Raw genomic sequence first — 23,136 nt, 5'->3', positions numbered from 1 at the left:
CGCGGAGGTTGGCTGTCGCCGTCCACACGTGAAAGAAGGAGCTACCTCGCGTGCCTACCTCTCGCCGTACCTTTCTGACCGGCGGCACCGCCGCCGGCGTGGGTCTCGCCGTCGCCGGTGCCGTCCCGTCGCTGGCCCAGGCCGCACCGGGCCGGGGGCACCGGCCCGCCGGGAGCCGCGTGCCCTTCCCGCCGCTCGTCGACGACCCGGACGGCATCCTGGCTCTGCCCGCGGGCTTCCGCTACGCCGTCGTCACCCGGACCGGCGTGACCCGGCTCGACCGCGGCCAGGGCCTCACCCCGGCCAGCCACGACGGCATGGCCGTCTACCCCGCCGGGCACGGCCGCTACACCCTGATCCAGAACCACGAGATCCACCCGGGCGCCGAGTTCGGCGTACCGCACGTGAAGGGCACGGTGTACGACCCCGGCGCCGTCGACGCCGGCGGCTGCACGGTCATCAGGACCGACCGCGCCGGCCGCAACCTCGGCGAGTTCGTCGCCCTCTCCGGCACCGCCGTCAACTGCGCCGGCGGCCCCACCCCGTGGGGGACCTGGCTGACCTGCGAGGAAACCGAGGACCGGGCCGGAACGACCTGGACCGAAGGCAACCGCAGCGGTGTCTACCAGAAGGACCACGGCTACGTCTTCGAGGTCCGGGCCGACGGCACCGCCGACCCGAGACCGATCAAGTGCCTGGGCCGCTACGCCCACGAAGCGCTGGCCATCGACACCGACCGCACACACGTCTACCTCTCCGAGGACGCCGCCAAGCCCAACGGCCTCTTCTACCGGTGGACCGCGCCCCGCGGCGTGCGGGTCGGCCCCGGCGTGCTCACCCGCCTCGCCCCGGACGCCGGCGTGCTCGCCGCGATGCAGATCATCATGGACGACGGCTCGGTACTGCCGGACGTCGCCTACCTCACCTCCGCCCAGCTGGGCCGGCCTTTCCCGGTACGGTGGATCGAGGTGCCCGAGCGCGACGCGAAGACCACGCCCGTGCGCAAGCAGTTCACCGACGCACAGATCACCCGCGGCCGCAAGTTCGAGGGCGTGTGGGGCACCGACAAAGGCGTGTACGTCGTCAACTCCTACGCCTGGAAGGACGGCGACCTGCCCGCGGACGCGGTCCCACACGACGGCATGGTCTGGTTCTACGACTACCGTGCCCGGACCATTCAGCTGGTCACCTACTTCCCGCACCAGAAAACCGCAGAGAACGGTGCCGTGGCGAAGTACTCCGACCTGACCTTCGACGGCCCGGACAACGTGACCGTGACGCCGTGGGGAAGTCTCGTGCTCGCCGAGGACGGCGCCGGCGCCTCCCACGTGCTCAGCGCGTTCCCGGGCGGCCCGACCTACGCCATCGCCCGCAACCAGCTCAACGACTCCGAGTTCTGCGGGCCGACCTTCACCGCCGACGGCCGGGTCCTCTTCGTCAACATGCAGGACCCGGGTCTCACCCTGGCGATCACCGGCCCGTGGGAGAAGTACCTGGGCTGAGCCGGACCACCGCGAGCGGGGCCGGGCGATCCGCCCGGTCCCGCACCTCGGCCGGTCGAATCTCGCGCCGGTGAGGGCGCAGGGGTGCCGGGGCGGAGCGCCGGCACCCCTGCGGCGCGGGTCGCGTCCTCAGAAGACGGCGGTGAAGACTCGCTTGGCGACAGCGACGATGAGGGCGATCAGCAGCGAGCTGACGACCTGGACGGTGATGGCGGCGAGCACCTCGGTCATCGGAGCCTCCTCGAATGCGCCGGGTCCCCGGAGCCTATGCGGACCCGATGACACAAAGGTTACCCCGTCGTAATGCAGAGTTAATGACGATCGTCCTCCAGGTGACTTCTGTGGATCACGGGACGGCCACGGGCTCCCGCCTCGGAGTCGCGCCCGGCGCGGCGTCGCGCTCGTGCGGCCCCGGTTCGGGCGCTCTGCGGGTCTCCGCTTCCTGCCGTTCGCCGCCGTGCCGGCGAGCGATCCACACCCCCGCGCCGATCGCCGCGGCGACCGGCCAGTCCACGACCCCGAAGGCGGCCAGCACGCCGAGACCGCCGTAGTAGAGCAGCTGGTCGGCGCTCGGCGTGTTCTCCCGTACGACGTTGCTCGCCCGGACCGCGCCGACGACGACGTCGTGCTGGGACGGCAGGGGAACGTGCGGCACGGCGATACGCACGCCGGTGAACGGCACCGGGATACCGCCCCGGCCGCCGCCCTCCGCGGCCGACGCCCCGCCCCGGCCGCCGCCCTCCGCCGCCGACGCCCCGCCCAAGGCGGCGCCCGGAGCTATTCCCGGCGACCGGCCGGCGGTCCCGCCGGTGGCCTCGCCGCCGCCGGTGGACCTCTCGGCGGCCGGGTCCACGCCCTCCGCCGCCGTGCCGTCCAGACCCTCGGCCGTGGGTTCCGGCTCGGCCGTCGCCTTGCCGGCCCTCGCCCGCTTCTTCGGCACGCTCCGCTCGTCAGCCATGATCGGCTCCTTCGTCGACCGGATGATCAGTGACAGTGATGCGGGTCGATTCGCCGCATCGGTCCCAGTCCAGTCCTGCGTGCCGGATTCGTCAACCGTGCGCGGCTCACCGATTGCCCGTCGCAAGGCCGTCCACCAACGACAGAGGGTCAGTCCCCGGGTCGTCCGCCCGGCAGCGGGGTGAGCCGCACGCGCCCGACCAGCTCGGCGATCGCGTCGCGGCGGCCCGTGCCCAGTCCGTGGCGGGTGACGTTGAGCGCGCCGGCCGCGGCACCGGTGCACACCGCCTCGCGCAGCTCTCCCCCGCGCGCCAGGACCGCGGCCACGCCGGCGGTCATCGAGTCGCCGGCGCCGCGATGGTCCACCACCTGCAGCGACGGCAGCTCGACGAGCACCGCTTCGTCGTCGATCAGCGCGATCGCCGGTTCGCCGGCCCGGCTGACCAGGACGTTGCGCGCCCCGGTGCGGCGCAGGTCCCGGGCGGCCCCGACCAGCGCGTCGACGCTGTCGTCGCCGGCCCGGCCGTCGCCGAGCAGCTCCTCGTGGCTGACCTTGACGAAGGCGGCGCCGCCGTCCAGCGCGGCGCTCAGATGATCGCCGGACAGGTCGGCGACGACCTGCGCCCCGTGGACCGACAGATCCGCGGCCAGCCGCCGGTAGACCTCCGGCGCGACCACCTCGGGACCGGCCGGCCCGCTGAGGATGCACACCCGGGCCCGCAAACCCTCGGCCAGGGCGACACCGTAGAGCTCGTCCAGATCGTGCCGGCCCAGCGGCGCGCCGGGATGCTCGCCGAGCGCCTCCCGGGAGCCACCGCGCCGGTCGTGCACGTACCAGCCGGTGCCGGTCGCACGCCCCACCAGGCGGACGGCGAACTGCTCGCGATCGAGCAGGGAGGCGACGACGTCACCGATCTCGCCGCCCACCGCGGCGCACAGGGTGACCGAGGCGCCCAGCGCGGCGCACATCCGCGCCTGCCAGATCCCCTGACTGCCGGGGTGCACGTGCAGCTCCGGGGCGTCGGTCTGCTGCTCGATGGTGACCGTCAGCTGCGGCACAGGTGCGAACACCATCACGGTGCCTTCCTCGCTGCCCATACCGGCCGGATACCCGGGATCCGGCGAGGAAACATGAAGGTTCGGTGAACTTCGGCCGCCGGAGCGGTGCTCAGATGAGCTGCGGCAGGGCGGTCCCGGTCCGCCCGCGGCGCTCGCTCATCAGCTCGTGCAGGGCGGCGACCGGCGCGGGCCGGGCGAAATGGTAGCCCTGGGCGAGGTCGCAGCCGAGCTCCCGGAGCCGGTCCGCCTGGGCCGCGGTCTCCACCGCCTCGGCGATGGTCTGCAGCCCGAGGTTGCGGCTCAGCTCCAGGATGGCGCGGATGAAGGCGAGATCGCGTACGGTGCCCTCCTCGATCTGCAGCGCGGTGAAGGACCCGTCCATCTTGAGGATGTCGACCGGCAGCTGGCGCAGGTAGGCCAGCGACGAGTAGCCGGTGCCGAAGTCGTCGATCGCGATACGAACCCCGTGGTCGCGCAGGATCTGCAGCTGCTCGGTGACGGTGGCGGCGTCGACGACCGAGGTGACGAGCACCGTCTCGGTGATCTCGACGATCAGCGCCGAGCCCGGCACGTCGTGACGTCCCAGCAGGTCGAGGACCCGCTGTGCGAACCGTGCGTCGCGCAGCTGCTGGGCCGAGACGTTCACGGTCACGGACAGCCCGTGCTCGCGGTGCAGGTCCCGCAGGTCGGCACAGACCTGGGCCAGCACCCAGGACCCGATGGCCACGATCGCGCCGCTCTGCTCGGCGAGCGGGATGAACCGCCCGGGCGGGACGACGGTCCCGTCGGGACGGGTCCAGCGCAGCAGCGCCTCGGCCTCGACGACGTCGCCGGTGGCCAGTGCCACGATCGGCTGGTAGTGGACGGTGAACTCGCCGGCCTCGAGGGCGCGGTGCAGGTCGGCCACGAGCTGGGTGTTGGCGAGCCGTTCGGCGTGCACGGCGGCGTCGTAGACCGCGACCTGCTGCCCGCCGGCCGATCGGGCGCTGCGCAGGGCCAGGTCGGCGTCGCGCAACGCCTGCCCGCGCGGGGCGTTCGCGGCCAGGGGCACCACGCCGATGCTGGCGGCGATGCGCCGGGCCGGGATCCCCGGCAGCCGGTACGGGTGGTGCAGCCCGTCGAGGATGTCCTGGGCGACGGCGGCGCCGTCGAGGCCGTCGCCGGTGTCGGTGAGCACGGCGAACTCGTCGCCGCTGATCCGGACCACGACGGCCCGGCCGGGCAGAGCGGCGCGCAGCCGCCGGGCGGCCTCCACCAGGACCGCGTCGCCGGTCTGGTCGCCGAAGCTGTCGTTGAGGTCGCGGAAGCCGTCCAGGTCGACCAGCAGCAGCGCCTGGTCCCGGCCGCCGCCGCCGTCCAGGGCGTCCTGCAGCCGGGAACGGTTGCCGAGCCCGGTCAGGCCGTCCAGCCGGGAGCGGCCGTTGAGCAGCGCGGCGAGCTGCGACATCCGGGCGATGAGCAGGACCGACATCGCGCAGCCGAGCAGCTCCAGCACGATCGTGCGGGGTGAGTGCCCGCCGAGGTCGGTCGCCAGGCTGGTGACGGTCAGCGCGCTGATCGCCAGGATCAGCGTCACGTAGAGCAGGAGCCGTCTCCGCGAGGCCGGCGCCGGGTTGCGGGTGACGGTGCCGGTGCTCAGCGCCATCGACGGATGCAGCGCCGCGCCGCCGATCAGCAGGTACGTGCCCAGCCAGCCGAGCGCGGTCACCCGGTCGAGGTCCGTGCCGGACAGCAACCCGGCGAAGTTCACGGTGTTCGTGATGATCAGCAGGCCGCCCGCGGCGACCATCAGCCGGTACGCGGGCGTACGCACCCGCGAGACCACCGCGATGCGCACGATGAGCACGAGAATGACCAGGTCCATGGCGGCATAGCAGAGGTAGCTGGCCAGCCGCAGCCCGCCGAACCGGTCGTCGAACAGCAACGGCTCGATCACCAGGGTCCACGAGAAGGCACCGCCGCCCAGCGCCACGATGGCGGCCTCCACGGCCCCGCCGCGGCGCTGCCCGGGACGGACCCACCAGTAGTTGCTCAGGACCAGCAGCACCAGCATGAGCGCGTAGAACAGGTCGCCGAACGACGGGAACCGCGGCACACCCGCCGGCGTGAGCGCCAGGGCCCAGCCGGCATTGGCCAGCAACGACGCGGCCACCGCCGCGACCATCAGCCACCACGGCGCGCTCCAGGCCGGCCGGTACCGGCGTACACCGACCGTGACGGCCCCCATGACCGACGCCGCGACCGCCATGTACAGCCAGATCCGCACCTCGAGGTCGAGCAGCGTGCCGAGCAGCACGATCAGCCCACCGACGGCGAGGTACCACCGGTGGGCGACGGCGCCTGCTTCACCTGTCGAACGGGGATGGGTCACAGGTCATGGATACCGGCCGCCGGGTGCAGTCGCGTTGCCAGCGCCCTGCAATCCGGATCGGGCGCCGCCGGCGGCCGGCCCGGACCCTGGTCCGGCCGACCCCGACTGGACACCTGCGGTTGGTCCGGACCTCGCCTCGGCGTCATGGTCCCCTCAATCCGCGTCCTTACGGTGACCTCCGACCTGAAGGGGGTGGTGTGTCGGATGCTACGTGCCGCCGTCGACGCCGATCGCGACACCGTGCTCGTCTGGCGCAACCATCCGGAGGTACGGCGGGTGAGCCTGTCCACCCACGTCATCGGCGCGGAGGAACACGCGCGGTGGTGGACGGCCGCGACGACAGATCCCGCGCGCCACGTTCTCATCTTCTGTGACGACGGCGTGCCGGCCGGCGTGGTGCTGTTCGACCTGCGGCGGGATCCGGCCGTCTGGTCCTTCTACCTCGACGTGGCCGGGCTGGGGGCGGCGTTGCTGCCGGCCTGGATGCGGCTGGAACGCGAGGCCGTGGCGTACGCCTTCGGCGAGCTCGGACTCGACCGGCTCGGCGGAGAGGCCCTGGCGAGCAACCGGCAGGTGCTGGCGCTGCACCGGCGCTTCGGCTTCCGGGAGCTCCGCCGGTACGAACGGCTGGTCGACGGCACGCCGCAGACCGTGGTGTGGACCGAGAGAGGAAGACAGTGATCGTCAACCAGGCCGAGATCGGCGCGGGGCTACGGCCGTACATCGTGGCGGAGATGTCCGGCAACCACAACGGCTCGCTGGACACGGCGCTGGCGCTGGTCGACGCGGTGGCGGACGCCGGTGCCCACGCCGTCAAGCTGCAGACCTACACGGCCGACACGATGACCGTGGACGTCCGGCACCCCCGGTTCCGCATCTCCGAGGCTCACGACCTGTGGCCAGGCCAGTACCTCCACCAGCTCTTCGCGCAGGCGCACACGCCGTGGGAATGGCATGAGGCCATCTTCGAGCGGGCGCGGTCGCGGGGCCTCGCCGCCTTCTCCAGCCCGTTCGACCGCACCGCCGTGGAGTTCCTGGAGAAGCTCGACGTCCCGATGTACAAGATCGCCTCCTCGGAGATCACCGACCTGCCGCTGGTGCGCCTGGCGGCCGGCACCGGGAAGCCGGTGATCATCTCGACCGGGATGGCGACCCTCGGCGAGATCGCCGCGGCGGTGACCGCGGCGCGCGAGGCGGGGTGCCGCGACCTGGTGGTTCTCTCCTGCACCGCCTCCTATCCGGCGCCGCCGGAGCAGACGAACCTGCGGCGGATCCCCGTGCTGGCCGACTCCCTGCGGGTACCGGTGGGACTCAGCGACCACACCCTCGGCATCGGCGTGCCGATCGCCGCCGTGGCCCTGGGCGCCTGCCTGATCGAGAAGCACGTGACGCTGGACCGGGCCGCCGGGGGCGTCGACGCCGCCTTCTCGCTCGAGCCGGCGGAGCTCCGCGACCTGGTGACCGAGTCGGAGCGGGCCTGGCAGGCGCTCGGCACCACGAGCATCGGCCCGACCGAGGCCGAGCGGGAGAGCCTGCGCTTCCGTCGCTCCCTCTACGTCGTGGCCGACGTGCGGGCCGGCGAGCTCGTCACCGAGCGGAACGTCCGGTCCATCCGCCCCACCGGAGGTCTGCCACCGGACGCGATCGGCTCGGTCCTCGGCCGCGCCTTCCGGCACGACGCGGCGATGGGCACGCCGCTCACCTGGGACCTCATCTAGTCGGCGAAAGGCACGGAACTCCACGGTGTGGCTGAAAGCGAACAGTCGGGAACTGCAATGGTTCCTGGAGGCGGCGGCGGTCTACTGGGACAAGAACCTGCGGCGCCCGGATGACGACGCCGTCGTCCTGGTCGAGGCGTTCCACCAGGACATCCGGGTGACGCTGCGGAACCTGGCCTTCGCGAACGCGGTCCGCCGGCTGCGCCCGGCCCGCCTGGTGGTGGTCACCGGCGTCGAGGAGCACTGGCGGCGTACGTTGTGGAGCGGGTTCGACGTCGACACGGTGCGCCGGGTCGCGCAGGCGTACGGGGCGGCCGAGGTCGTCGACGTGTGGGACGCCGTCCGGGCCGGGCCGTCGGGTCCGACCCTCGACGAGGCGACGCTGACGGCCTACGCCGACGCGACGTACTGCCGCCTGGGCAAGCTTCCCAGCCTGCCCGCGGACCACGCGTCGCGGCCCGACTACCAGCTACGCCGCCGGTACGCCACGGCGCTGTCGGCCGTCTACGAGAAGACCTTCGGCGGCCACGTGGTCGCGCTGGTCACCAGCCATGTCGACTACGACCAGTGGGGGCTGGCGGTCGAGTCGGCGCGCCGGCGGGGCGTACCGGTCATCCACACCCAGCAGACCGGCTGCATGAAGGCGTACGGCCTGTTCCCGGAGCACGACACCGGCGCCGGGACGTTCCGCCAGGAGCTGACCCGGCAGATCGGTGCGACGTTCGAGGGTCGGGTGTGGCCGCGCCGCGCCGAGCTGCACACGGCCGGCGAGCTCGTCGCCTGGCGGGCCAAGGTGAACCTCGGCCGGCCGAGCTGGTGGCGCGGCGGCGTGTCCGCCTCGGTCGACCTCGACGACGCCGCCGACCGGGCCCGGCTGCGCACCCACACGGCCCGCCGCCTGGGCCTCGATCCCGACCGGCCGGTGGTCTCCGTGTTCAACCACGCCGTCTCCGACGCGCTGGGCACCAATCGGGAGGTGTTCGGCTCGCTGGCCGACTGGTTCTCCGGCACCGCCGCCTACGCCGCCGGCCACACCGAGGCGCAATGGCTGTTCCTCGACCATCCCAGCCAGGCGCTGTACGACTCGACCGACTTCTTCGCCCGGGTCTCCCGGCAGCATCGCGGGGCACGGCACCTGGTGTTCCGTCCCAGCGCCGCACTGAGCAAGAACGCCTTGTGGAGCCTGACCGACCTCGGAGTGACGGTCCGCGGCAGCGTGAGCAACGAGCTGCCCGCGTACGGCATCCCGGTGATCCAGGCCGGCTGGTCGGAGTGGAGCTCGTGCGGGCTGTCGACGGTGGTCGACGACACCGACGCGTACTGGAAGACCCTGGAGGACCGCATCACGGCGCTGTGCGACGGCACGGTACCGATCAGCGAGGAGCAGGTGCGGCGCGCCCGGCTCTGGCTGTGGCTCTACCGCAGCGGCACCGACGTGGTCACTCCGCTCGTGCCGCAGTGGGAGGTGTGGCCGGCGGACACCCTGTTGAAGGTCATGCGCGCCACCTTCCGGCACATCGAGAGCGACGCCGACCCGCTGTTCGCGGCGGTGGAGCGGATGTGGCACCGTCGCGAGCCCATGCTGACCCGGGTGGACCTGTGATCGGCTCCTGGTTCGCCACCGACTTCGACGCCCCGGCCACCGTGCTCGACCTGCCGGTCGAGGTCACCAGCGGCCAGCACCCGGGCGTGCGCATCGTCGACCAGGTGGTGCGCGGCGCCGCCATCGTCGGCCGGCTCACCGGCGACTGCGGCGGGGTCGTGCTCAAGGTGCGCGGCGGGGCCGGTCCGGTGGTCGTCACGGTCGAGCTGAACCTCGACGAGACGGCGACGCGGTGGTGGGCCGACCGGGTCCGGCCGCCGCGCCACGCGCCGGAACGGCCCCGCCTGGTGCTGCTGCGCTGTCAGGGCGCCGTCCGCGGGGCGGCGGTGCTGGCCCGCCGGCAGGGCTGGCGCCGCGCCACGGCCGCCACCACCGTGGTCGAGTTCGAGCTCGCCGCCGGCGAGCTCGCACCGGACGGCCTGCTCGTCGTCGAGCTGGCCGAACCGCCGGTGCCGCCCTGGGCCCGGGACCGCGTGTCGCCGCGCGGCGCCGTCGGGCTGCGCATCGAGCGCATCCGGGTGCGGCCCCGGCCCGCCGGCCCGGCCGCGGTGACCCCGGCGCCGTCGGAGACGGGATGCGATCTGGCGGTCCTTCCCCCCGGCCCGGCACGGCGGATCCGCCTGGCCGCCGGGCTCGTCCCGCCGGCCCCACCGGTGGCCCGCTCGCCGGCCAACCGGTGGACCCGGCAGAAGCCGGCCCGCGCGGTGTTCAAGGTGTCGCGCCTGGCCCGCCGCGCCGCCCTGCACGCCGCCGGGGCACCACGGATCCGGCGGGTCGCGCCGCCGACCGTCCGCGCGACCCTGCTGGGCGACGCCGCGCCGGCGCCGGTCACGGTGCTGCGCCGAGGACCGGGCTTCGTCGAGGTGGAGCTGACCGCACCGGTTTCCGCCCCGGTCCTGCTGGGCCTGGCCGATCCGGACCCGCGACTGGCCCTCCGGATCACCCAGGAGTCCCGGCGATGACCTACCGTCCGCGCCTGACCGCGGATGCCGCCGGCAACCGCCGCATCGTGCAGGAACTACTGGACACGGCGAGGCCCGGCATCCTGGAGCTGCCACCGGGCGACCATCCGGTGGCCGGCGGGCTGGCCGTGCCGCAGGGCTGGAGCATCCGCGGTGCGGCCGGCTCCGAGGGCCGTCCGGCGAGCTGGCTCGTGTCGGCCGACTCCACCGACCACCCGCTGGTGCACGTGCTGGGTTCCGGCGTGTCCGTGCGGGACCTCGGGCTGCGGCCGGCGTCGGCGGACCCCGGTGAACACGGCGGCGACCGTGGCACCGCGCTCACCGTCGGCCGTTACCTGTACGCCGCACCTCCGCAGTGGATCACCGGGGTCGAGGTGCGGCGGGTGCATGTGGAACGGCCCGGAGACCGGCACGCGAACGGCATCGCACTGATGGGCGCCGTCCGCGACGTGGCACTGGAGGACGTCACGGTGCGCGGAGGCCACACGGCGCTGGCCGTGCACTGGGGAGCCGTCGGCGCGGACGTGTCGTCGGTCGCCGGGCCGACCTTCCACCCGCACCGGCTGGACATCACCGGGCTACGGGTCCGGGACGCGGTGGAGGGCTTCTACCTGAGCTCGGTGCACGACGTCCGGGTCGTCGGCTGCTGCCTGCGCGACGTGGAGATGGGCTTCCGGCTGCTGCCCGGAGACAACACCGACCGGTACGTGACGTCGGCGCGGATCGGTGCGGGCATCGAGATCGCGCGGGCCTGTGTGGCCTGGACCGGCCCGCGGTACGCCGTCCGCGTCGCGGGCTGGGGCCGCAGCGAGGTGGACGGGGCGGTGACCGTGCTGCGGTACGCCGACACGGTCATCCGCGACTGCCGCCTGTCCGGCACCGGTACCGCCGGCACGTGGTCCCCGGTCCTGGTGGAGCAGGCGCCGCAGGTCCAGTTGCGCAACATCCGGATCGACTCGGACGCGCCGAGCCCCGGCCGCCCCTGCTGCGAGCTCGGCCTCCCGGCCTGACGGCTAGGTCTGCACGGTGGTCAGCCGGGTGAACTCGTGCAGCAGGTCGTAGCCGTCCCAGAGCACGCCGAAGGTGAGCGCCGACCCGAACGGCACGATCCGGTCCACGCCACGGCCGCCCAGCGCCTGGGCGAAGCCCTGCAGCTCGGCCGGGGTGAAGCCGAAGTGGCTGACCGTCTGGTCGTGGCGGGTCATCGCCGGCACCAGCTCGTCCAGCGAGCTCACCGACGCGAACGGGAACGCGCCGGCCCCGATCCAGTGCCGGGGCGCCGCCTCGGCGTGGCGCAGGGCCAGGCCGGTGACCTCGTTCCCGGTGTGCCGGATGGCGCTGACCGCGCCGGTGGCGGCGAGGCCGTAGGCGTGGACCCGCTTCTCGACGGCCATCGCGGCGTCCACGCTCCAGCCGCGCTTCGCGACGACGCCGGCCAGCAGGTGCAGGAACTCGTCGGCGACCGCGGGTGCCGGCGGACCGACGAGGAACACCGTGCGCGGTGACGAGCAGGCGGCCTGGTCGAACCAGTAGGCGTCGTTGGCGAAACCGGTGACGGCGGCGCGGCGGGCGGCCGGGTCCGCGGCCCGCCAGCCCGGCACCGACAGCACCGCCCAGGAGGTGCGGTCCGGGAAGGTCAGGTCGCGCCCGGAGGGACGCAGCGGGAGCCGCCGGATGGTGTCGACGGCCGCGTCGCCACCCCAGATCACCCGCAGATCGCACCAGCCGCTCAGGACGCCGGTGACCGCGTCGTCCCGGCCGTAGGTGACCATGCGCTGGGTACGGGCGATCACCGGATCGGCGTCGGCCAGGGTGGCGGTCAGCGCCTCCAGCACCGTCTCGGCGGCCGCCGCCGCCCGCGGCGAGATCCGGACGATGTTGTGGTTGCCGGCCAGCGCGGACAGCGCCCACGAGTAGACGAAGATGGTGTCGACGTTGGCGGGCGGCACGTGGAAGACGTTGCCGCGCGGGAACACCAGGGCGTCGTCGCGCCGCATGCGCGCGACGGCCCGCGCCAGCTCGGCGGGGCGCAGGAAGTAGCCCAGGGAGCCCAGTTCGGGGTGCCGCCGGGCCACGGCCGGGGCGAGCAGGCGGCGCGCGAACCGGGTCAGGAAATCCACCACGCGCGGGTCACCCACGGCGAGCCGGTCCCGGCCCGGCGCGATCAGGTCGTCGAGGTTGCCGGCGGGAGCGCCGAAGCGGACCTTCATGCCGCCTGCCGATACGTGTCGCTGCAGCCGCGCGCCTCGGCGCGCGGCAGCCGGCCGTGCACCGTGAACCGCTTGCCGGGCCAGTCGCCGTCGTCGATGCCGTGCACGACGCCGAGGTCCTCGGTGAGCAGCACATGGCCCGGGTACGAGGTCGGCAGGGTACTCACCACCTCGACGAGTCCCGGCTCGCCGGGCGGCAGCTCGGCCCAGGTGGCCGGGTCGCGGATCACCACGTCGGCGAAGTCGGGACAGTACAGGCTTCCTCCGGACGGGCCCTCGAGGAAGATGGTGCCGATCTGCTCGACCATGCCGTAGAAGTTGTGCACGCGGGTCAGCCCGATGTCGTGGGCCAGGCGCCGGCGGAACTCGGCCGGCGAGACGGCTCGGTCGGTCAGCTTCTTCCAGCCGCCGGAGTGGATCAGGATACCGTTGCCGAGGTCGAGACCCGCGTCGCGGGCGACGTCGTAGAGGTGCAGCCACACCAGATAGGTGAAGCCGAAGATCAGAAAGGGCGCGTCGCCGTGTGCGGCCAGGAAGCCGCGGATCGCGGACAGGTCGGGCCGGCCCTGCTCGTCGAGGGCCCACGCGTGGTCGCGGCCGAAGGTCGCCATCCCCAGCACCCCGGCGCCGCGCGCGCTGAACGTGTGGCGGTTGGCGAGGATGCCGCGCGAGTCCACGAGCAGCATCGGCAGCCGCCGGGGACCGAGGACGGTCTGCACGGTGGCACCGAGCTGCCGGGTCTGGGTGGCCGCGGCCGCCCGGTCCAGGTGGATGCGGCTGACCTCACCGGTCGTCCCGCTGGACGTGAGGACCTTGAACACCTGGTCGTCCGGGATGCTCTTGAGGTCCAGGTTCTTGAACAACCGCACCGGCAGCCAGGGCAGCTCGGCGATGCTGTCCGCCGCGGTGTAGCCGTCGGCGGCGAGGATCCGGGCGTAGGGCGCGCACCGCTCACGGTGGTGGTCCACCAGGTCGGTGAGCTGCCGCAGCAGTCGCGGTTCCCGTTCGTCCTGCGACAGGGTGAAGACGGTCATACCTGTGCCTCCAGGCTGCGATAGTCCACCTTGCCGGTGGGCAGCAACGGCAGGGTGTCGACGCCGCGGACGTCCAGCCCGGTGAAGTGGGTGTCGAGCAGGGTCGCCAGCTCGGTACGGATGGCCCGGGCCGCGGCCGTATCGGCGCCCTCGACGAAGACGTGCAGCCGGTCCTCGCCGGCGACCGCCGCGACCGCGCCGTGCCCGGCCAGTTCCCGCTCGACGTCGTCGAGGTTGACGCGCACGCCGAACACCTTGCCGATGCGTTTGCGGCGGCCGGTCACGAACAGGAAGCCCTCGTCGTCGACGTGCCCGAGGTCACCGGTGTGCAGCACGCCGTGCAGGTCGTCGCCGCGGGCCAGGTCGGCGGCGCTTTCGGCGTACCCCATCATGGTGTTGGGTCCGGTGTAGACGACCTCGCCGTCGTGTATCGCCAGCGATCCGCCCGGTATCGGCAGCCCCACGGAGCCGAGCCGGTCGGCGATCCGCTCCGGCGGCAGGACCGTCATGCGGGCGGTGGCCTCGGTCTGGCCGTACATGACCACCAGGCGGCCGCCGGCGTCGGCCATGCGCCGGCCGAACTCGGCGACCAGCTCGGTCCGCAGCCGCCCGCCGGCCTGCGTCAGGGTACGCAGCGCAGGATGCCGGGCCGGGTCGAAGCGCAGCCGCCGCAGCATCTCGTACTGGTACGGCACGGCGGCCAGGGAGGTCACGCCGTGCTCGTCCACGGCCGTCCAGAAGGCACGCTGCGCGAGGCCGGTCCGCTCCAGGACGACCGTCGCGCCGCGCAGCAGGTGACTGTGCAGCACCGACAGCCCGTACGTGTAGAACAGCGGCAGGGTGGTCACCGTCACGTCGCCGCCGCCGATGCCCAGGCTGGCGGCGATGGCCTCCGCGTTGGAGCGCACCGCCGAGCGGGACAGCCGCACCAGCTTCGGGTCGCCGGTCGACCCGCTCGTGGTCAGCAGCAGCGCCAGGTCGGCGTGGACGCCGGCCGCCGGTGACGTGCGGACCCAGTCGCCGCCGGTGGCCCGGTAGCCGGCGGGCGGCTCGGCGGACGCGCCGGCGACGGTCGCGGGCGCGAAACGCCGCACCCAGGAGGCCAGGACCGGCGGGGCCAGGCCGGGGTCGAGCAGCGCCACGGGCCGGCCGGCTCGCAGGGCGCCGAGATAGCGTGCGACGGCCGGGAGCTCCGTCGGCATGGGGAGGAACACCGCGCCCGGCGGGCTGCGGTCGAAGGCCTCGGCGGCGGCCGCCACGGCGGCGTGGTCGAGCGTCTCGCCGGTCGCGGCGTCGATCACGCGGGCGGCGGGGTGGAGCAGGTTCACAGCGTGAGACCTCCGTCGACGCCCAGCACCTGGCCGGTGACGAAGCGGGCCTGATCGCCGAGCAGGAAGGCGATCACGTCGGCGACCTCCTCCGGGCTGCCGAGCCGCCCCAGCGGCGTGGCGGCGACCCGCCCGGCGCGGCCGTCCTCGTCCAGCGAGGCCAGCATGTCGGTGGTGATGAACCCCGGGGCCACCGCGTTGACCCGGATCCCGCGCGGTCCCCATTCCTTGGCGGCCGAGCGGGCGAGCCCGGCGACCGCGGCCTTGCTCGCCGCGTACGCCGCCTGACCGGCGATCCCCGCGGTGCCCACCAGCGACGACACGAGCACGACGGCGGGGGCGGTGCCGCGGCCGAGCAGGCGGGCGGCGCTCTGCAACAGGTGCACCGCACCGGCCGCGTTGACCGCGAACAGCCGCTGCACGGTGGCGTCGTCGGTCATGCCCAGCATCCCGGCGCCGTGCGTGCCGGCGTTGACCACCAGCGCGTCCAGCCGGCCGAATTGCTCGAACGCCAGCCGCACGGCGGTCCGGCTGGTCGCCGGCTCGGCGACGTCGCCGTGGGTGGGCACGACCGTGACGTCGAACTTGCCGGCCAGCTCGGCGGCCACCTCGCCGACCGGATCGCGGTGCTGCCCGTGCAGCACGAGGTGGTGTCCCTGCTCGGCCAGCCGGGTGGCGGTGGCCCGGCCGATGCCGCGGGACGCCCCGGTGACCAGTGCCACCCGGTCAGCCATGAACGTCAATCCCGTATTTACCCAGAATTCGCACGGCCTCCGCGAAGCTGCTCATATTGATGACGTCGTCGGTATCGAGCATCACCGAGAATTCATCTTCGATCGACGCGACCAGGGACATGTGAGCCAGTGAATCCCACTTGTCGTCCTGGTATTGCAGGTCGTCGACGTGCCGGTCCGCGGGCAGGTCGAGCGACACCCGGAACACCTCACGCAGTCGCTGCAGCTCAATCACGGTTCACTCCAGGGAAAAGGGGCACAGGGCACCACCTTCTCCAAGCCGGCCGGCGCGCCGCGACAAATCCCGGTTGAACTGTACGTGAACGCTGACCGCCTTTTTGGACAGCCATTGGAAATGGTCCATCGGCTCGTTATGCTTCCGGCTCGAGTCGCCCTCAATCCCACCCCGGAGCAGCTGAAATGAGCATTTCCAGCGGATCGTCGATACTGGTCACCGGCGCCACCGGCTCGTTCGGCAAGGCCTTCCTGCGCCACGCCCTGACCCACCTGGATCCGCACCGCATCGTGGTCTTCTCCCGCGACGAGCTCAAGCAGTACGAGCTGCGGCAGATGTTCGCGGACGACCCCCGGCTGCGCTTCTTCATCGGCGACATCCGCGACCGCGACCGCCTGGTGCGGGCCATGCACGGCATCGACCACGTCGTGCACGCCGCCGCCCTCAAGCAGGTCGACACGGCCGAGTACAACCCGTCGGAGTACGTCGCGACGAACGTCGACGGCTCGCAGAACGTCATCGACGCGGCGATCGCGGCCGGGGTGCACAAGGTCGTGGCGCTGTCGACCGACAAGGCGTCCAGCCCGGTCAACCTCTACGGCGCCACCAAGCTGGTCGCGGACAAGCTGTTCATCGCCGGCAACCACTACGCCGCCCACCACCGGACCCGGTTCGCGGTGGTGCGCTACGGCAACGTGATGGGCAGCCGCGGCTCGGTCGTGCCGCTGTTCCGGCGGCTCAACGCCGAGGGGCGCAGCCTGCCCGTCACCGACAAGCGGATGACCCGCTTCTGGATCACCCTGGAGCAGGCCGTGCGGTTCGTGGTGGACTCGTTCGACCGCATGCAGGGCGGTGAGCTGTACGTGCCCCGCATCCCCAGCATGCGCATCGTCGACCTGGTGGCGGCCGTCGCGCCCAACGCCACCACGCACGAGGTGGGCATGCGTCCCGGGGAGAAGCTGCACGAGGAGATGATCTCGGCCGACGACAGCCGCCGGACGCTGCGCTTTCCGGACCGCTACGTGGTCCAGCCGGTCATGGCGAGCTGGGGCTACGAGACGCCGGACGGCGGCGAGCGCGTCCCCGACGGGTTCAACTACCGCTCCGACAACAACGATCTGTGGCTCGAGGTCGATCAGATGCGCGAGATCCTGGAGCGGCAGTGATGCTCCCGTACGGGCGCCAGTCCATCGACGACTCGGACGTGGCGGCCGTCGTCGCCGCGCTGCGCAGCGACTGGCTCACCACCGGGCCCGCCGTGGCCACCTTCGAGGCCGACCTGCAACGGGTCGCCGGCGCGCCCTGTGCGGCGGTCGCCAACGGCACCGCCGCGCTGCACAGCGCGTACGCCGCCGCGGGCGTGGGTCCCGGCCGCGAGGTGGTGACCTCACCGATGACCTTCGTGGCGACCGCGTCCACCGCCGTCCTGCTGGGTGCCACCGTGGTCTTCGCCGACGTGGAGGAGGACACCGGCAACCTCGATCCGGCGGCGGCCGGGGCGCTGTGCTCGACGCGGACCCGGGCGGTCACCGCCGTCGACTACGCCGGCCACCCGGCCGAGTACGACGAGCTGCGCAAGGTGGCCGACACCGCGGGGGCCACCCTCATCGCGGACGCGGCCCACGCCATCGGGTCCCGCTACCGGGGCCGGCCGGTGGGCACCCTGGCCGACCTGACCACGTTCTCCTTCTTCCCCACCAAGAACCTGACCACCGCCGAGGGCGGCGCGGTGGCCGCCACCGACGCGACCCTGCTGGAGCGGGTACGGGCCTTCCGCACCGGGGGGCTGGTCCGCGACCGCGCCCGGCTGCGCCATCCGGACGAGGGCGGCTGGCACCAGGAGGTGCACGAGCTCGGGCTCAACTACCGCCTGCCCGATGTGCTGTGCGCGCTGGGCAGCGCCCAGCTGCGCCGGCTCGACGCGTTCAAGGCCCGCCGGTCGGCACTGTCCGCCCGCTACGACGAGCTGCTCGCCGGCGTACCGGGACTGCGACTGCCCGCGCAACGGGCCTGGGTGGACCCGATGCGTCACCTCTACCCCGTCCGGATCCTCGACGGGCGGCGCCGCGAGGTGTACGACCGCATGCGTGCGGCCGGCATCGGCGTGCAGGTCAACTACCTGCCGGTGTACTGGCAGCCCGTCTTCGCCGACCTCGGCTACCGGCGGGGCATGTGCCCGGTGGCCGAGGCGTTCTACGCCGAACAGCTCTCCCTGCCGCTCTTCGCCGACCTGAGCGAGGCCGACCAGGACCGGGTGGTCGGCGTGCTGCGCGCGATCCTGGAGGGCTGACCGGGTGCACCACGCCAACCACTTCTACGGCCATGCGCACGTGCTGGCCGAGTACTGCGGGCTGGGCCGCGGCGACCCGCCCCGGATCGGGGGCTACCTGCAGCACGGGTGGAACGTCCTGGACGGCCTCGGCCCGGGGACGCCGTACGCCCCCGGCCACCCGATCTTCGTCTGGTCACCGCAGACCCGCCGCCGGGCCTGGTCCATGGGCCGGCGGCTGGCCACGGCGATCGGCGCGCCGTGGCTGTACCTGCTGACGATGCAGCCCCCGCCGGAGCCGCCGCCGGCCCGCGAGGGAACCATCTGGTACCCCTTCCACGGCTGGGAGGGCCAGCACGTCCGCGGCGACCACCGGCGGCTGATCGACGAGATCCGGGCCACCGAGCCGGGCCCGGTCACCTTCTGCCTCTACTGGCACGAGTATCGCGACGACCGCATCCGGGCCGTGTACGAGGCCGCCGGACGGGTCGTGTGTCACGGCTACCGGGGCTTGCAGCGGCGGGACACCGACGTGGACTTCCTCCGCCGGCAGCTCGCCGAGCTGCGCCGGCACCGGCGGGTGGCCTCCAACCGGCTCGGCAGCGCCGTCCTCTACGGCGCGGTGGCCGGTTGCACGCCCGCCGTCTACGGCGACCCGATGCGGCTGGCACACGAGGACCGCCGGACCGCCGACCGGATCCGGCGGCAGTGGAGCCAGCTGCACGGCGTCGACCCGGATCCCGTCGTCGCCGCGGAGGTCGCGGCCGCCGAGCTCGGCGCGGACAGCGTCGCCGCACCGGGCGAGCTGCGGGCCCTCCTCGGCTGGAGCCGGCGATCGGCCGCCGCGGCATGAGCGGCGAGCTGCACCTCATCGGCGGCGAGATGCCCGGCTGGTCCGATCGCCGGGCCGGCGCCCGGCCACCGGCGGGCGGGCCCCTGCTGGTCGAGCTGGCCCATCGGGTCGGCGCCCTCCTGCCGCCCGGCGGGCGGCTGCTGGTGGCCGGTCCGCACGACGACGCTCTCGTGGACGCGCTGTCCACGTACGGGCCGGTCAGCTGCCTGCTGCGCGGCGAGCCGGACGCGCGCGCCGCCGCGGAGCGCGGCATCACGACATTGTGCGGCAGCCTGGCCAAACTGGACGACAGCCCGGGATACGACGCCGTCGTGGCGCTCGACGGCCTGGACCGGCTGTGCTCGGTCGAGGAGCCACAGCTCGGCTGGGACGGCAGCCGCCAGGTGCTGCAAGGTGTGCTGCGCCCGGGTGGCATCCTGCTGCTGGCCGTCGAGAACGAGCTGGGTGTGCACCGGCTGGTCGACCCGCACACGGCCACGTCCGCCCACGCGGGCGCGACCTGGCAGGCACTCGGCGAGTTCGGCACCACCCCGGGGAACCCGGCCCGGCTGGCCGGCCGGCTCGCCGCGGACGGGCTCACGGTGAGCTGGCAGGCGGCGGCCTGGCCGCTGCCGTCGGCCCCGACACTGATCGCCACCGCGGAGGCGCTTGGCGCCGAGCCGGCCGGCGCGCTGTCGGCCGCCGCGGCGCGCGCGGTCGCGCGGGCGTACGCCGGCCGGCTCGTCCTCAGCGACCCGCGGCGGCTCGCCGCGGCGGCCGTCCACGCCGGACTCGGCGCCGCCCTCGCCCCCTGCTGGCTGGTCGTCGCGCACCGGGAGCCCCGGTCGGCCCCGGCCTTCGCCGGGCCGTCGGTGCTGCTCGGCGACGGGCCGGTCACCGAGGTGGCCCGGGGCGCCGAAGGTCTCCTGCCGGCCGGGCGGCTGCTCGAGGAGCTGTTGCTGGGCGCGCTGCTGCGGCACGACCTGCCGGTGGTCCGGCGGCTGCTGACCGGCTGGGTCGGCTGGCTCGGCACCCTGGCGCCCACCGACCGCGCGGCCGCCACCGCGGACAACGTCCTCGTCGACGGTGAGACGTACCGGCTGATCGACCCGGGCGCTCCGGCCGCGGCGGTCGGCACGCCGGCCGCCGCGGCGGGGGCACTGCGCCGATTCGCCCGCACCGTCCTCACCGGCGGGTACGCCCATCCCTGGCCGGCGGTCGCCGACGAGGCCTCGCTCACCGCCGTCCTGGCCGGAGCGGCCGGGCTCGACGAGGAGGGCACCGACCCCGCGCCGGCCGGGGCCACCCCGGCGCCGGTGGCGCTGCGCGAGCACCACGAGCAACTCGGCGCCCTGCGCCGGCAGCTGGCCGACGCCACCGACCTGGCGCAGTGGTACCGCGAGGAGCTCGACCGCCGCGACGGCGAGCTGCGCCGGGCCCGGCTGCAGATCGACGCCTTCAGCGGAACCCTGCCCTACCGCCTCACCCGCCTCGCCGTCCGGCTGCTGCGCCGGGTGCGGCGGTGACCGTCCCGTACGGAAGGAACGACATGCGTACCCTCGGCATCGTCCAGGCCCGGATGGGCTCCTCCCGGCTGCCCGGCAAGGTCCTGCGGCCGCTCGGCGGGCGTACCGTGCTGGCCCGGGTCGTCGCCGCGGCACAGGCCGGCGGCGTCCTCGACGACCTCGTCGTGGCCACCACCGTGGAGGCGCGCGACGACGCGATCGTGGCCGAATGCGCCGCGCTCGGCGTGCGGTGCCACCGCGGGCCGGTGGACGACGTGCTCACCCGGTTCCTGGGCGTGGTGGACGCCTGCGACAGCGACGCGGTGCTGCGCTTCACGGCGGACTGCCCGCTGCTCGACCCCGGGCTGGTGCGGCTGGCCGCCCGGACGTTCGCGGCGGCACCGGGCGTGGACTACCTGAGCACCTCCATCGCCCGCACCCTGCCACGCGGCACCGACGTCGAGGTGGTCCACACAGACGTGCTGCGCCGCCTCGACTCCCTCGCGACGGGGCACCATCGCACCCATGTGACCTCGTACGTGTATTCGCACCCCGAGGACTTCACGGTGCTGGGGCTGACCCTGCAACCGGACCTCTCGCACCTGCGTCTCACGCTGGACACCGAGGAGGACTGGCAGCTGGTCGAGGCGGTCGTGGCGCACTTCGGCGACGAGCCGGCGGCCGTGCGCACGCTGGCCGGCTGGCTCGCGGAACGCCCGGACCTCGTCGAGCTCAACGCCCACGTCCGGCAGAAGGCCCTGGTGGAGGCGTGACGGCGCCGCGCGTCGGGATCCGCTGCGACGCCGGGCCCCGCACCGGCGTGGGACACCTCGTGCGGTGCGTGGCGCTGGCCGAGGAGCTGACCGCCCGCGGCGCCGAGGTGCACTTCCTCGGTGACCTGGGCGGCCTTGCCTGGGCCGAGACGCAGCTGACCACCCGCGGCCTGCCGCGGCATCCCCCGCCGCCGACCGCCACCGCCCTGCTCGCCGTCACCGGCCGGCTCGGCCTGGACGCGCTGGTCGTCGACTCCTACCGGCTCCCGCCCGCGCACAGCGCCGCCGTGCGGGCCACCGGACGCCCGGTGCTGGCCGTCGTCGACGGGGAGCTGCGCGGTCAGCACGCCGACGTCTACGTCGACCAGAACCTCGACGCGGAGCTCACCGCGCCCGCCCTGCCCCGCGGCGCGACCCGGCTCGCCGGCCTCGAGTACGCCCTCCTGCGCCGTGGTGTACGGCAGTTGCGACCCGCGTCGCCGCGCCGGCCGGACGCCACCCGTACCCCCAGGGTCGTGGCTTTCTTCGGTGGCACCGACGCCTTCCGCGCGGCCCCGGTGATCGGACGGCTGCTGGTGCGCACCGGCGCGGCGTTCGAGGCCGCCGTCGTGGCCGCCGACGCCGGCCTGCGCGGGGAGCTGCTCGCGCTGACCCCCGGCCCCGGCCAGCGGATCGACGTGATCGCGCCGACCGACCGGCTGCCCGAGCTGCTCGCCGGCGCCGACCTCGCGGTCAGCGCAAGCGGCACCGCGACCTGGGAGCTGCTCTGCCTCGGCGTGCCCGCCGCGGTGGTCCGCGTCGTGGACAACCAGATCCACGGGTACGAACGGACGGTCGCCCGGGGTTTCGCCTCGGGCCTCGGCCACCTGCCGGCACTGCGCCCACCCGGTGCCGCGGCGGACACCGCCACCCGCGTGCTGCGCGGCCTGCTCACCGACCCGGCGGCACGCGGGGGCCTGGCGGCGCGGGCCTGGGCCGCCATCGACGGCCGGGGCACCGAGCGGGTCGCCGACGCCCTGCTGGCCCGTACGGGCGGCGCCGGCGCTTCCCGCCGGTCCGCTGCGCAGCGGGCTGTCCTCCCGTGACCGTGGCGACCGGGCCCGGACACCGGCCGCAACGCAGGACGCCGCCGTCACCCGGCGGGGGCGACGACGGCGCCGATGGGCCGTCCGGCGCGGGTCACTGCACCGGCGGCATGTCGCGGTAGCTGGTGGTGTAGTAGTTGCCGACCTGCTCGCGGTACTCCGGCGTACCGAAGGTTTCCTTGTCGTACTCCGGCGAATCCTTGATCTGGTCCTTGGTGCGGTCGACGTACACCTTGCGGTCGTCGTGGTCGATCCGCTGCACCGTGCCGGCCGGCAACAGCACCTTACGGCCGAAGATCCACGGCCCAGTGTCCACGACCAGGTGGGCGCTGCCCACCTCGTAGGTGGCCTCGTCGATCTTGCCGATCCCGCCGTCGGTGGCCTCGACGTGGTAACCGGCCAGGTCGGCGCCGGTCCGCTCGTCCACGCGGCCGGCGTCGCCGGCCCTGGCGGTGCCGCTCAGCGAAGGGTCGCGCCAGGTCCACGGCTCGAACGCGAAGGGCTGCATCACAGACTCCTTGATCGTCGTCGATGAATGTCCCGTCGCTCTCGCATACCCCGTGCGGCGCCCGCCGAACCGCACCGCCGGACGCCGGCCGGCAGGGATGGATGAATGTCGTCCGGAAGCCGGGCGGGCGGTGAATGCCGGGCGATGAGCGAGGAACTGCGGGCGCCGGCCCGCGACGCCCCGGAGATCCTCGACACCGGCCGCTACCTCGCCCCGAGCGGCGCAAGCGCCGCTCGGGCGGATCGGGTACGCGCGGCTGTCGCCGGAACGGCGCTGCACCCGCCCGGCGAACCGATCCGGCCCCGGTGACAGATGGTGCGAACTCGATCGTCGAGGCGACCCGGGAGAGCCCCCTCGCGGCGACGCGCCGCCTGGTCCGCGACGGCGAGGCCCGCGGCGCCGGCCCTTCGCCTCGGCCAAAGAGCCCGGGCGCCGGGCGGACCAGATCGAC

22 protein-coding genes are annotated in these 23,136 nt (G+C 73.9%); 13 read left to right on the top strand and 9 right to left on the bottom strand.

The window, feature by feature from the left end; genetic code table 11:
• Nucleotides 1–50: 50 nt before the first annotated feature.
• The gene (locus tag IEY99_RS25400) at nt 51–1,502 is read left to right on the top strand and encodes an alkaline phosphatase PhoX (protein ID WP_189206592.1); all 1,452 of its coding nucleotides are present in this window, start codon (nt 51–53) and stop codon (nt 1,500–1,502) included.
• Between the two features lie 346 nt (nt 1,503–1,848).
• Here IEY99_RS25400 and IEY99_RS25395 read toward each other — a convergent pair whose 3' ends face one another.
• From IEY99_RS25395 to IEY99_RS25385, 3 genes are all read right to left on the bottom strand, one after another.
• A complete protein-coding gene (locus IEY99_RS25395) occupies nt 1,849–2,460 on the bottom strand; it encodes a hypothetical protein (protein WP_189206591.1) in 612 nt (203 codons plus the stop codon).
• A gap of 149 nt (nt 2,461–2,609) precedes the next feature.
• Nucleotides 2,610–3,533, bottom strand: a complete 924-nt coding sequence (locus tag IEY99_RS25390) for a 1-phosphofructokinase family hexose kinase (RefSeq protein ID WP_189206590.1) — start codon at nt 3,531–3,533, stop codon at nt 2,610–2,612.
• 94 nt (nt 3,534–3,627) lie between these two features.
• Nucleotides 3,628–5,889 carry a putative bifunctional diguanylate cyclase/phosphodiesterase gene (locus tag IEY99_RS25385; protein ID WP_189206589.1) on the bottom strand — a complete coding sequence of 754 codons (2,262 nt, stop codon included), beginning with the start codon at nt 5,887–5,889 and terminating at the stop codon, nt 3,628–3,630.
• A 195-nt stretch (nt 5,890–6,084) separates the two neighbouring features.
• Here IEY99_RS25385 and IEY99_RS25380 point away from each other — a divergent pair, with 195 nt between their 5' ends.
• Genes IEY99_RS25380 through IEY99_RS25360 form a run of 5 tightly spaced genes read left to right on the top strand, consistent with a single transcriptional unit; the run spans nt 6,085 to nt 11,182 of the window.
• A complete protein-coding gene (locus IEY99_RS25380; RefSeq protein WP_373293442.1) occupies nt 6,085–6,570 on the top strand; it encodes a GNAT family N-acetyltransferase in 486 nt (161 codons plus the stop codon).
• Complete coding sequence (pseI, locus tag IEY99_RS25375; protein WP_189206587.1) at nt 6,567–7,607, top strand: pseudaminic acid synthase; 1,041 nt, start codon at nt 6,567–6,569, stop codon at nt 7,605–7,607. The genes IEY99_RS25380 and pseI overlap by 4 nt, the downstream gene beginning before the upstream one ends.
• A 25-nt stretch (nt 7,608–7,632) precedes the next feature.
• Nucleotides 7,633–9,210, top strand: coding sequence for a hypothetical protein (locus IEY99_RS25370; protein ID WP_189206586.1), 1,578 nt, complete (start codon nt 7,633–7,635; stop codon nt 9,208–9,210).
• Nucleotides 9,207–10,172 carry a hypothetical protein gene (locus IEY99_RS25365; protein WP_189206585.1) on the top strand — a complete coding sequence of 322 codons (966 nt, stop codon included), beginning with the start codon at nt 9,207–9,209 and terminating at the stop codon, nt 10,170–10,172. The genes IEY99_RS25370 and IEY99_RS25365 overlap by 4 nt, the downstream gene beginning before the upstream one ends.
• A complete protein-coding gene (locus IEY99_RS25360) occupies nt 10,169–11,182 on the top strand; it encodes a right-handed parallel beta-helix repeat-containing protein (RefSeq protein ID WP_189206584.1) in 1,014 nt (337 codons plus the stop codon). Before IEY99_RS25365 ends, IEY99_RS25360 begins: the two co-directional genes overlap by 4 nt.
• Nucleotides 11,183–11,185: 3 nt before the next feature.
• On the opposite strand, the gene IEY99_RS25355 is transcribed toward IEY99_RS25360, so the two are convergent.
• From IEY99_RS25355 to IEY99_RS25335, 5 genes are read right to left on the bottom strand one after another with little or no spacing between them, the layout of a single operon-like run.
• Entirely contained in the window at nt 11,186–12,382 is a 1,197-nt protein-coding gene (locus IEY99_RS25355) for an acyl-CoA reductase (RefSeq protein WP_189206583.1), read from the bottom strand.
• Entirely contained in the window at nt 12,379–13,416 is a 1,038-nt protein-coding gene (locus IEY99_RS25350; protein ID WP_189206582.1) for a LuxE/PaaK family acyltransferase, read from the bottom strand. The genes IEY99_RS25355 and IEY99_RS25350 overlap by 4 nt, the downstream gene beginning before the upstream one ends.
• Nucleotides 13,413–14,744: an AMP-binding protein gene (locus tag IEY99_RS25345; protein ID WP_189206581.1), complete on the bottom strand. Its 1,332-nt coding sequence runs from the start codon at nt 14,742–14,744 to the stop codon at nt 13,413–13,415. The genes IEY99_RS25350 and IEY99_RS25345 overlap by 4 nt, the downstream gene beginning before the upstream one ends.
• Nucleotides 14,741–15,478 (bottom strand): SDR family NAD(P)-dependent oxidoreductase, encoded by a 738-nt coding sequence (locus IEY99_RS25340; protein ID WP_189206580.1) that lies wholly within the window; start codon nt 15,476–15,478, stop codon nt 14,741–14,743. The genes IEY99_RS25345 and IEY99_RS25340 overlap by 4 nt, the downstream gene beginning before the upstream one ends.
• Nucleotides 15,471–15,710: an acyl carrier protein gene (locus IEY99_RS25335; protein WP_189206772.1), complete on the bottom strand. Its 240-nt coding sequence runs from the start codon at nt 15,708–15,710 to the stop codon at nt 15,471–15,473. Before IEY99_RS25335 ends, IEY99_RS25340 begins: the two co-directional genes overlap by 8 nt.
• Nucleotides 15,711–15,904: 194 nt before the next feature.
• On the opposite strand from IEY99_RS25335, the gene pseB reads away from it, so the two are divergent.
• The 6 genes from pseB to IEY99_RS25305 are packed head-to-tail and all read left to right on the top strand — an operon-like array spanning nt 15,905 to nt 22,177.
• Nucleotides 15,905–16,879 carry a UDP-N-acetylglucosamine 4,6-dehydratase (inverting) gene (pseB, locus tag IEY99_RS25330; protein ID WP_189206771.1) on the top strand — a complete coding sequence of 325 codons (975 nt, stop codon included), beginning with the start codon at nt 15,905–15,907 and terminating at the stop codon, nt 16,877–16,879.
• A complete protein-coding gene (locus tag IEY99_RS25325) occupies nt 16,879–18,003 on the top strand; it encodes a DegT/DnrJ/EryC1/StrS family aminotransferase (protein WP_189206770.1) in 1,125 nt (374 codons plus the stop codon). The genes pseB and IEY99_RS25325 overlap by 1 nt, the downstream gene beginning before the upstream one ends.
• Before the next feature lie 4 nt (nt 18,004–18,007).
• The gene (locus tag IEY99_RS25320) at nt 18,008–18,835 is read left to right on the top strand and encodes a hypothetical protein (RefSeq protein WP_189206579.1); all 828 of its coding nucleotides are present in this window, start codon (nt 18,008–18,010) and stop codon (nt 18,833–18,835) included.
• Entirely contained in the window at nt 18,832–20,340 is a 1,509-nt protein-coding gene (locus IEY99_RS25315) for a class I SAM-dependent methyltransferase (protein WP_189206578.1), read from the top strand. Before IEY99_RS25320 ends, IEY99_RS25315 begins: the two co-directional genes overlap by 4 nt.
• Before the next feature lie 23 nt (nt 20,341–20,363).
• Complete coding sequence (locus IEY99_RS25310; protein WP_189206577.1) at nt 20,364–21,092, top strand: cytidylyltransferase domain-containing protein; 729 nt, start codon at nt 20,364–20,366, stop codon at nt 21,090–21,092.
• Complete coding sequence (locus IEY99_RS25305; RefSeq protein ID WP_189206576.1) at nt 21,089–22,177, top strand: PseG/SpsG family protein; 1,089 nt, start codon at nt 21,089–21,091, stop codon at nt 22,175–22,177. The genes IEY99_RS25310 and IEY99_RS25305 overlap by 4 nt, the downstream gene beginning before the upstream one ends.
• 94 nt (nt 22,178–22,271) lie before the next feature.
• Here the strand turns inward: IEY99_RS25305 and IEY99_RS25300 are convergent, their stop codons facing one another.
• Entirely contained in the window at nt 22,272–22,685 is a 414-nt protein-coding gene (locus tag IEY99_RS25300) for a PRC-barrel domain-containing protein (RefSeq protein WP_189206575.1), read from the bottom strand.
• Nucleotides 22,686–22,790: 105 nt separating this feature from the next.
• Between IEY99_RS25300 and IEY99_RS25295 the strand changes: the two genes are divergently transcribed.
• Nucleotides 22,791–22,994, top strand: coding sequence for a hypothetical protein (locus IEY99_RS25295; protein WP_189206574.1), 204 nt, complete (start codon nt 22,791–22,793; stop codon nt 22,992–22,994).
• The last annotated feature ends 142 nt before the right edge of the window (nt 22,995–23,136 follow it).

It is taken from the genome of Couchioplanes azureus (assembly GCF_014648355.1).
GTDB lineage: Bacteria > Actinomycetota > Actinomycetes > Mycobacteriales > Micromonosporaceae > Actinoplanes > Actinoplanes azureus.
The sequence above is the reverse complement of the archived record's forward strand: the minus strand, read 5'-3'. Positions and strand labels throughout refer to the sequence as shown.

What these genes read in the sequence shown, in the direction of transcription:
- IEY99_RS25310 (WP_189206577.1), top strand. Translation starts at nt 20,364, where the DNA reads ATGCGTACCCTCGGCATCGTCCAGGCCCGGATGGGCTCCTCCCGGCTG.
- IEY99_RS25300 (WP_189206575.1), bottom strand. Translation starts at nt 22,685, where the DNA reads ATGCAGCCCTTCGCGTTCGAGCCGTGGACCTGGCGCGACCCTTCGCTG.
- IEY99_RS25325 (WP_189206770.1), top strand. Translation starts at nt 16,879, where the DNA reads ATGCTCCCGTACGGGCGCCAGTCCATCGACGACTCGGACGTGGCGGCC.
- IEY99_RS25315 (WP_189206578.1), top strand. Translation starts at nt 18,832, where the DNA reads ATGAGCGGCGAGCTGCACCTCATCGGCGGCGAGATGCCCGGCTGGTCC.
- IEY99_RS25350 (WP_189206582.1), bottom strand. Translation starts at nt 13,416, where the DNA reads ATGACCGTCTTCACCCTGTCGCAGGACGAACGGGAACCGCGACTGCTG.
- IEY99_RS25340 (WP_189206580.1), bottom strand. Translation starts at nt 15,478, where the DNA reads ATGGCTGACCGGGTGGCACTGGTCACCGGGGCGTCCCGCGGCATCGGC.
- IEY99_RS25360 (WP_189206584.1), top strand. Translation starts at nt 10,169, where the DNA reads ATGACCTACCGTCCGCGCCTGACCGCGGATGCCGCCGGCAACCGCCGC.
- IEY99_RS25395 (WP_189206591.1), bottom strand. Translation starts at nt 2,460, where the DNA reads ATGGCTGACGAGCGGAGCGTGCCGAAGAAGCGGGCGAGGGCCGGCAAG.
- IEY99_RS25355 (WP_189206583.1), bottom strand. Translation starts at nt 12,382, where the DNA reads ATGAAGGTCCGCTTCGGCGCTCCCGCCGGCAACCTCGACGACCTGATC.
- IEY99_RS25295 (WP_189206574.1), top strand. Translation starts at nt 22,791, where the DNA reads ATGTCGTCCGGAAGCCGGGCGGGCGGTGAATGCCGGGCGATGAGCGAG.
- IEY99_RS25390 (WP_189206590.1), bottom strand. Translation starts at nt 3,533, where the DNA reads ATGGTGTTCGCACCTGTGCCGCAGCTGACGGTCACCATCGAGCAGCAG.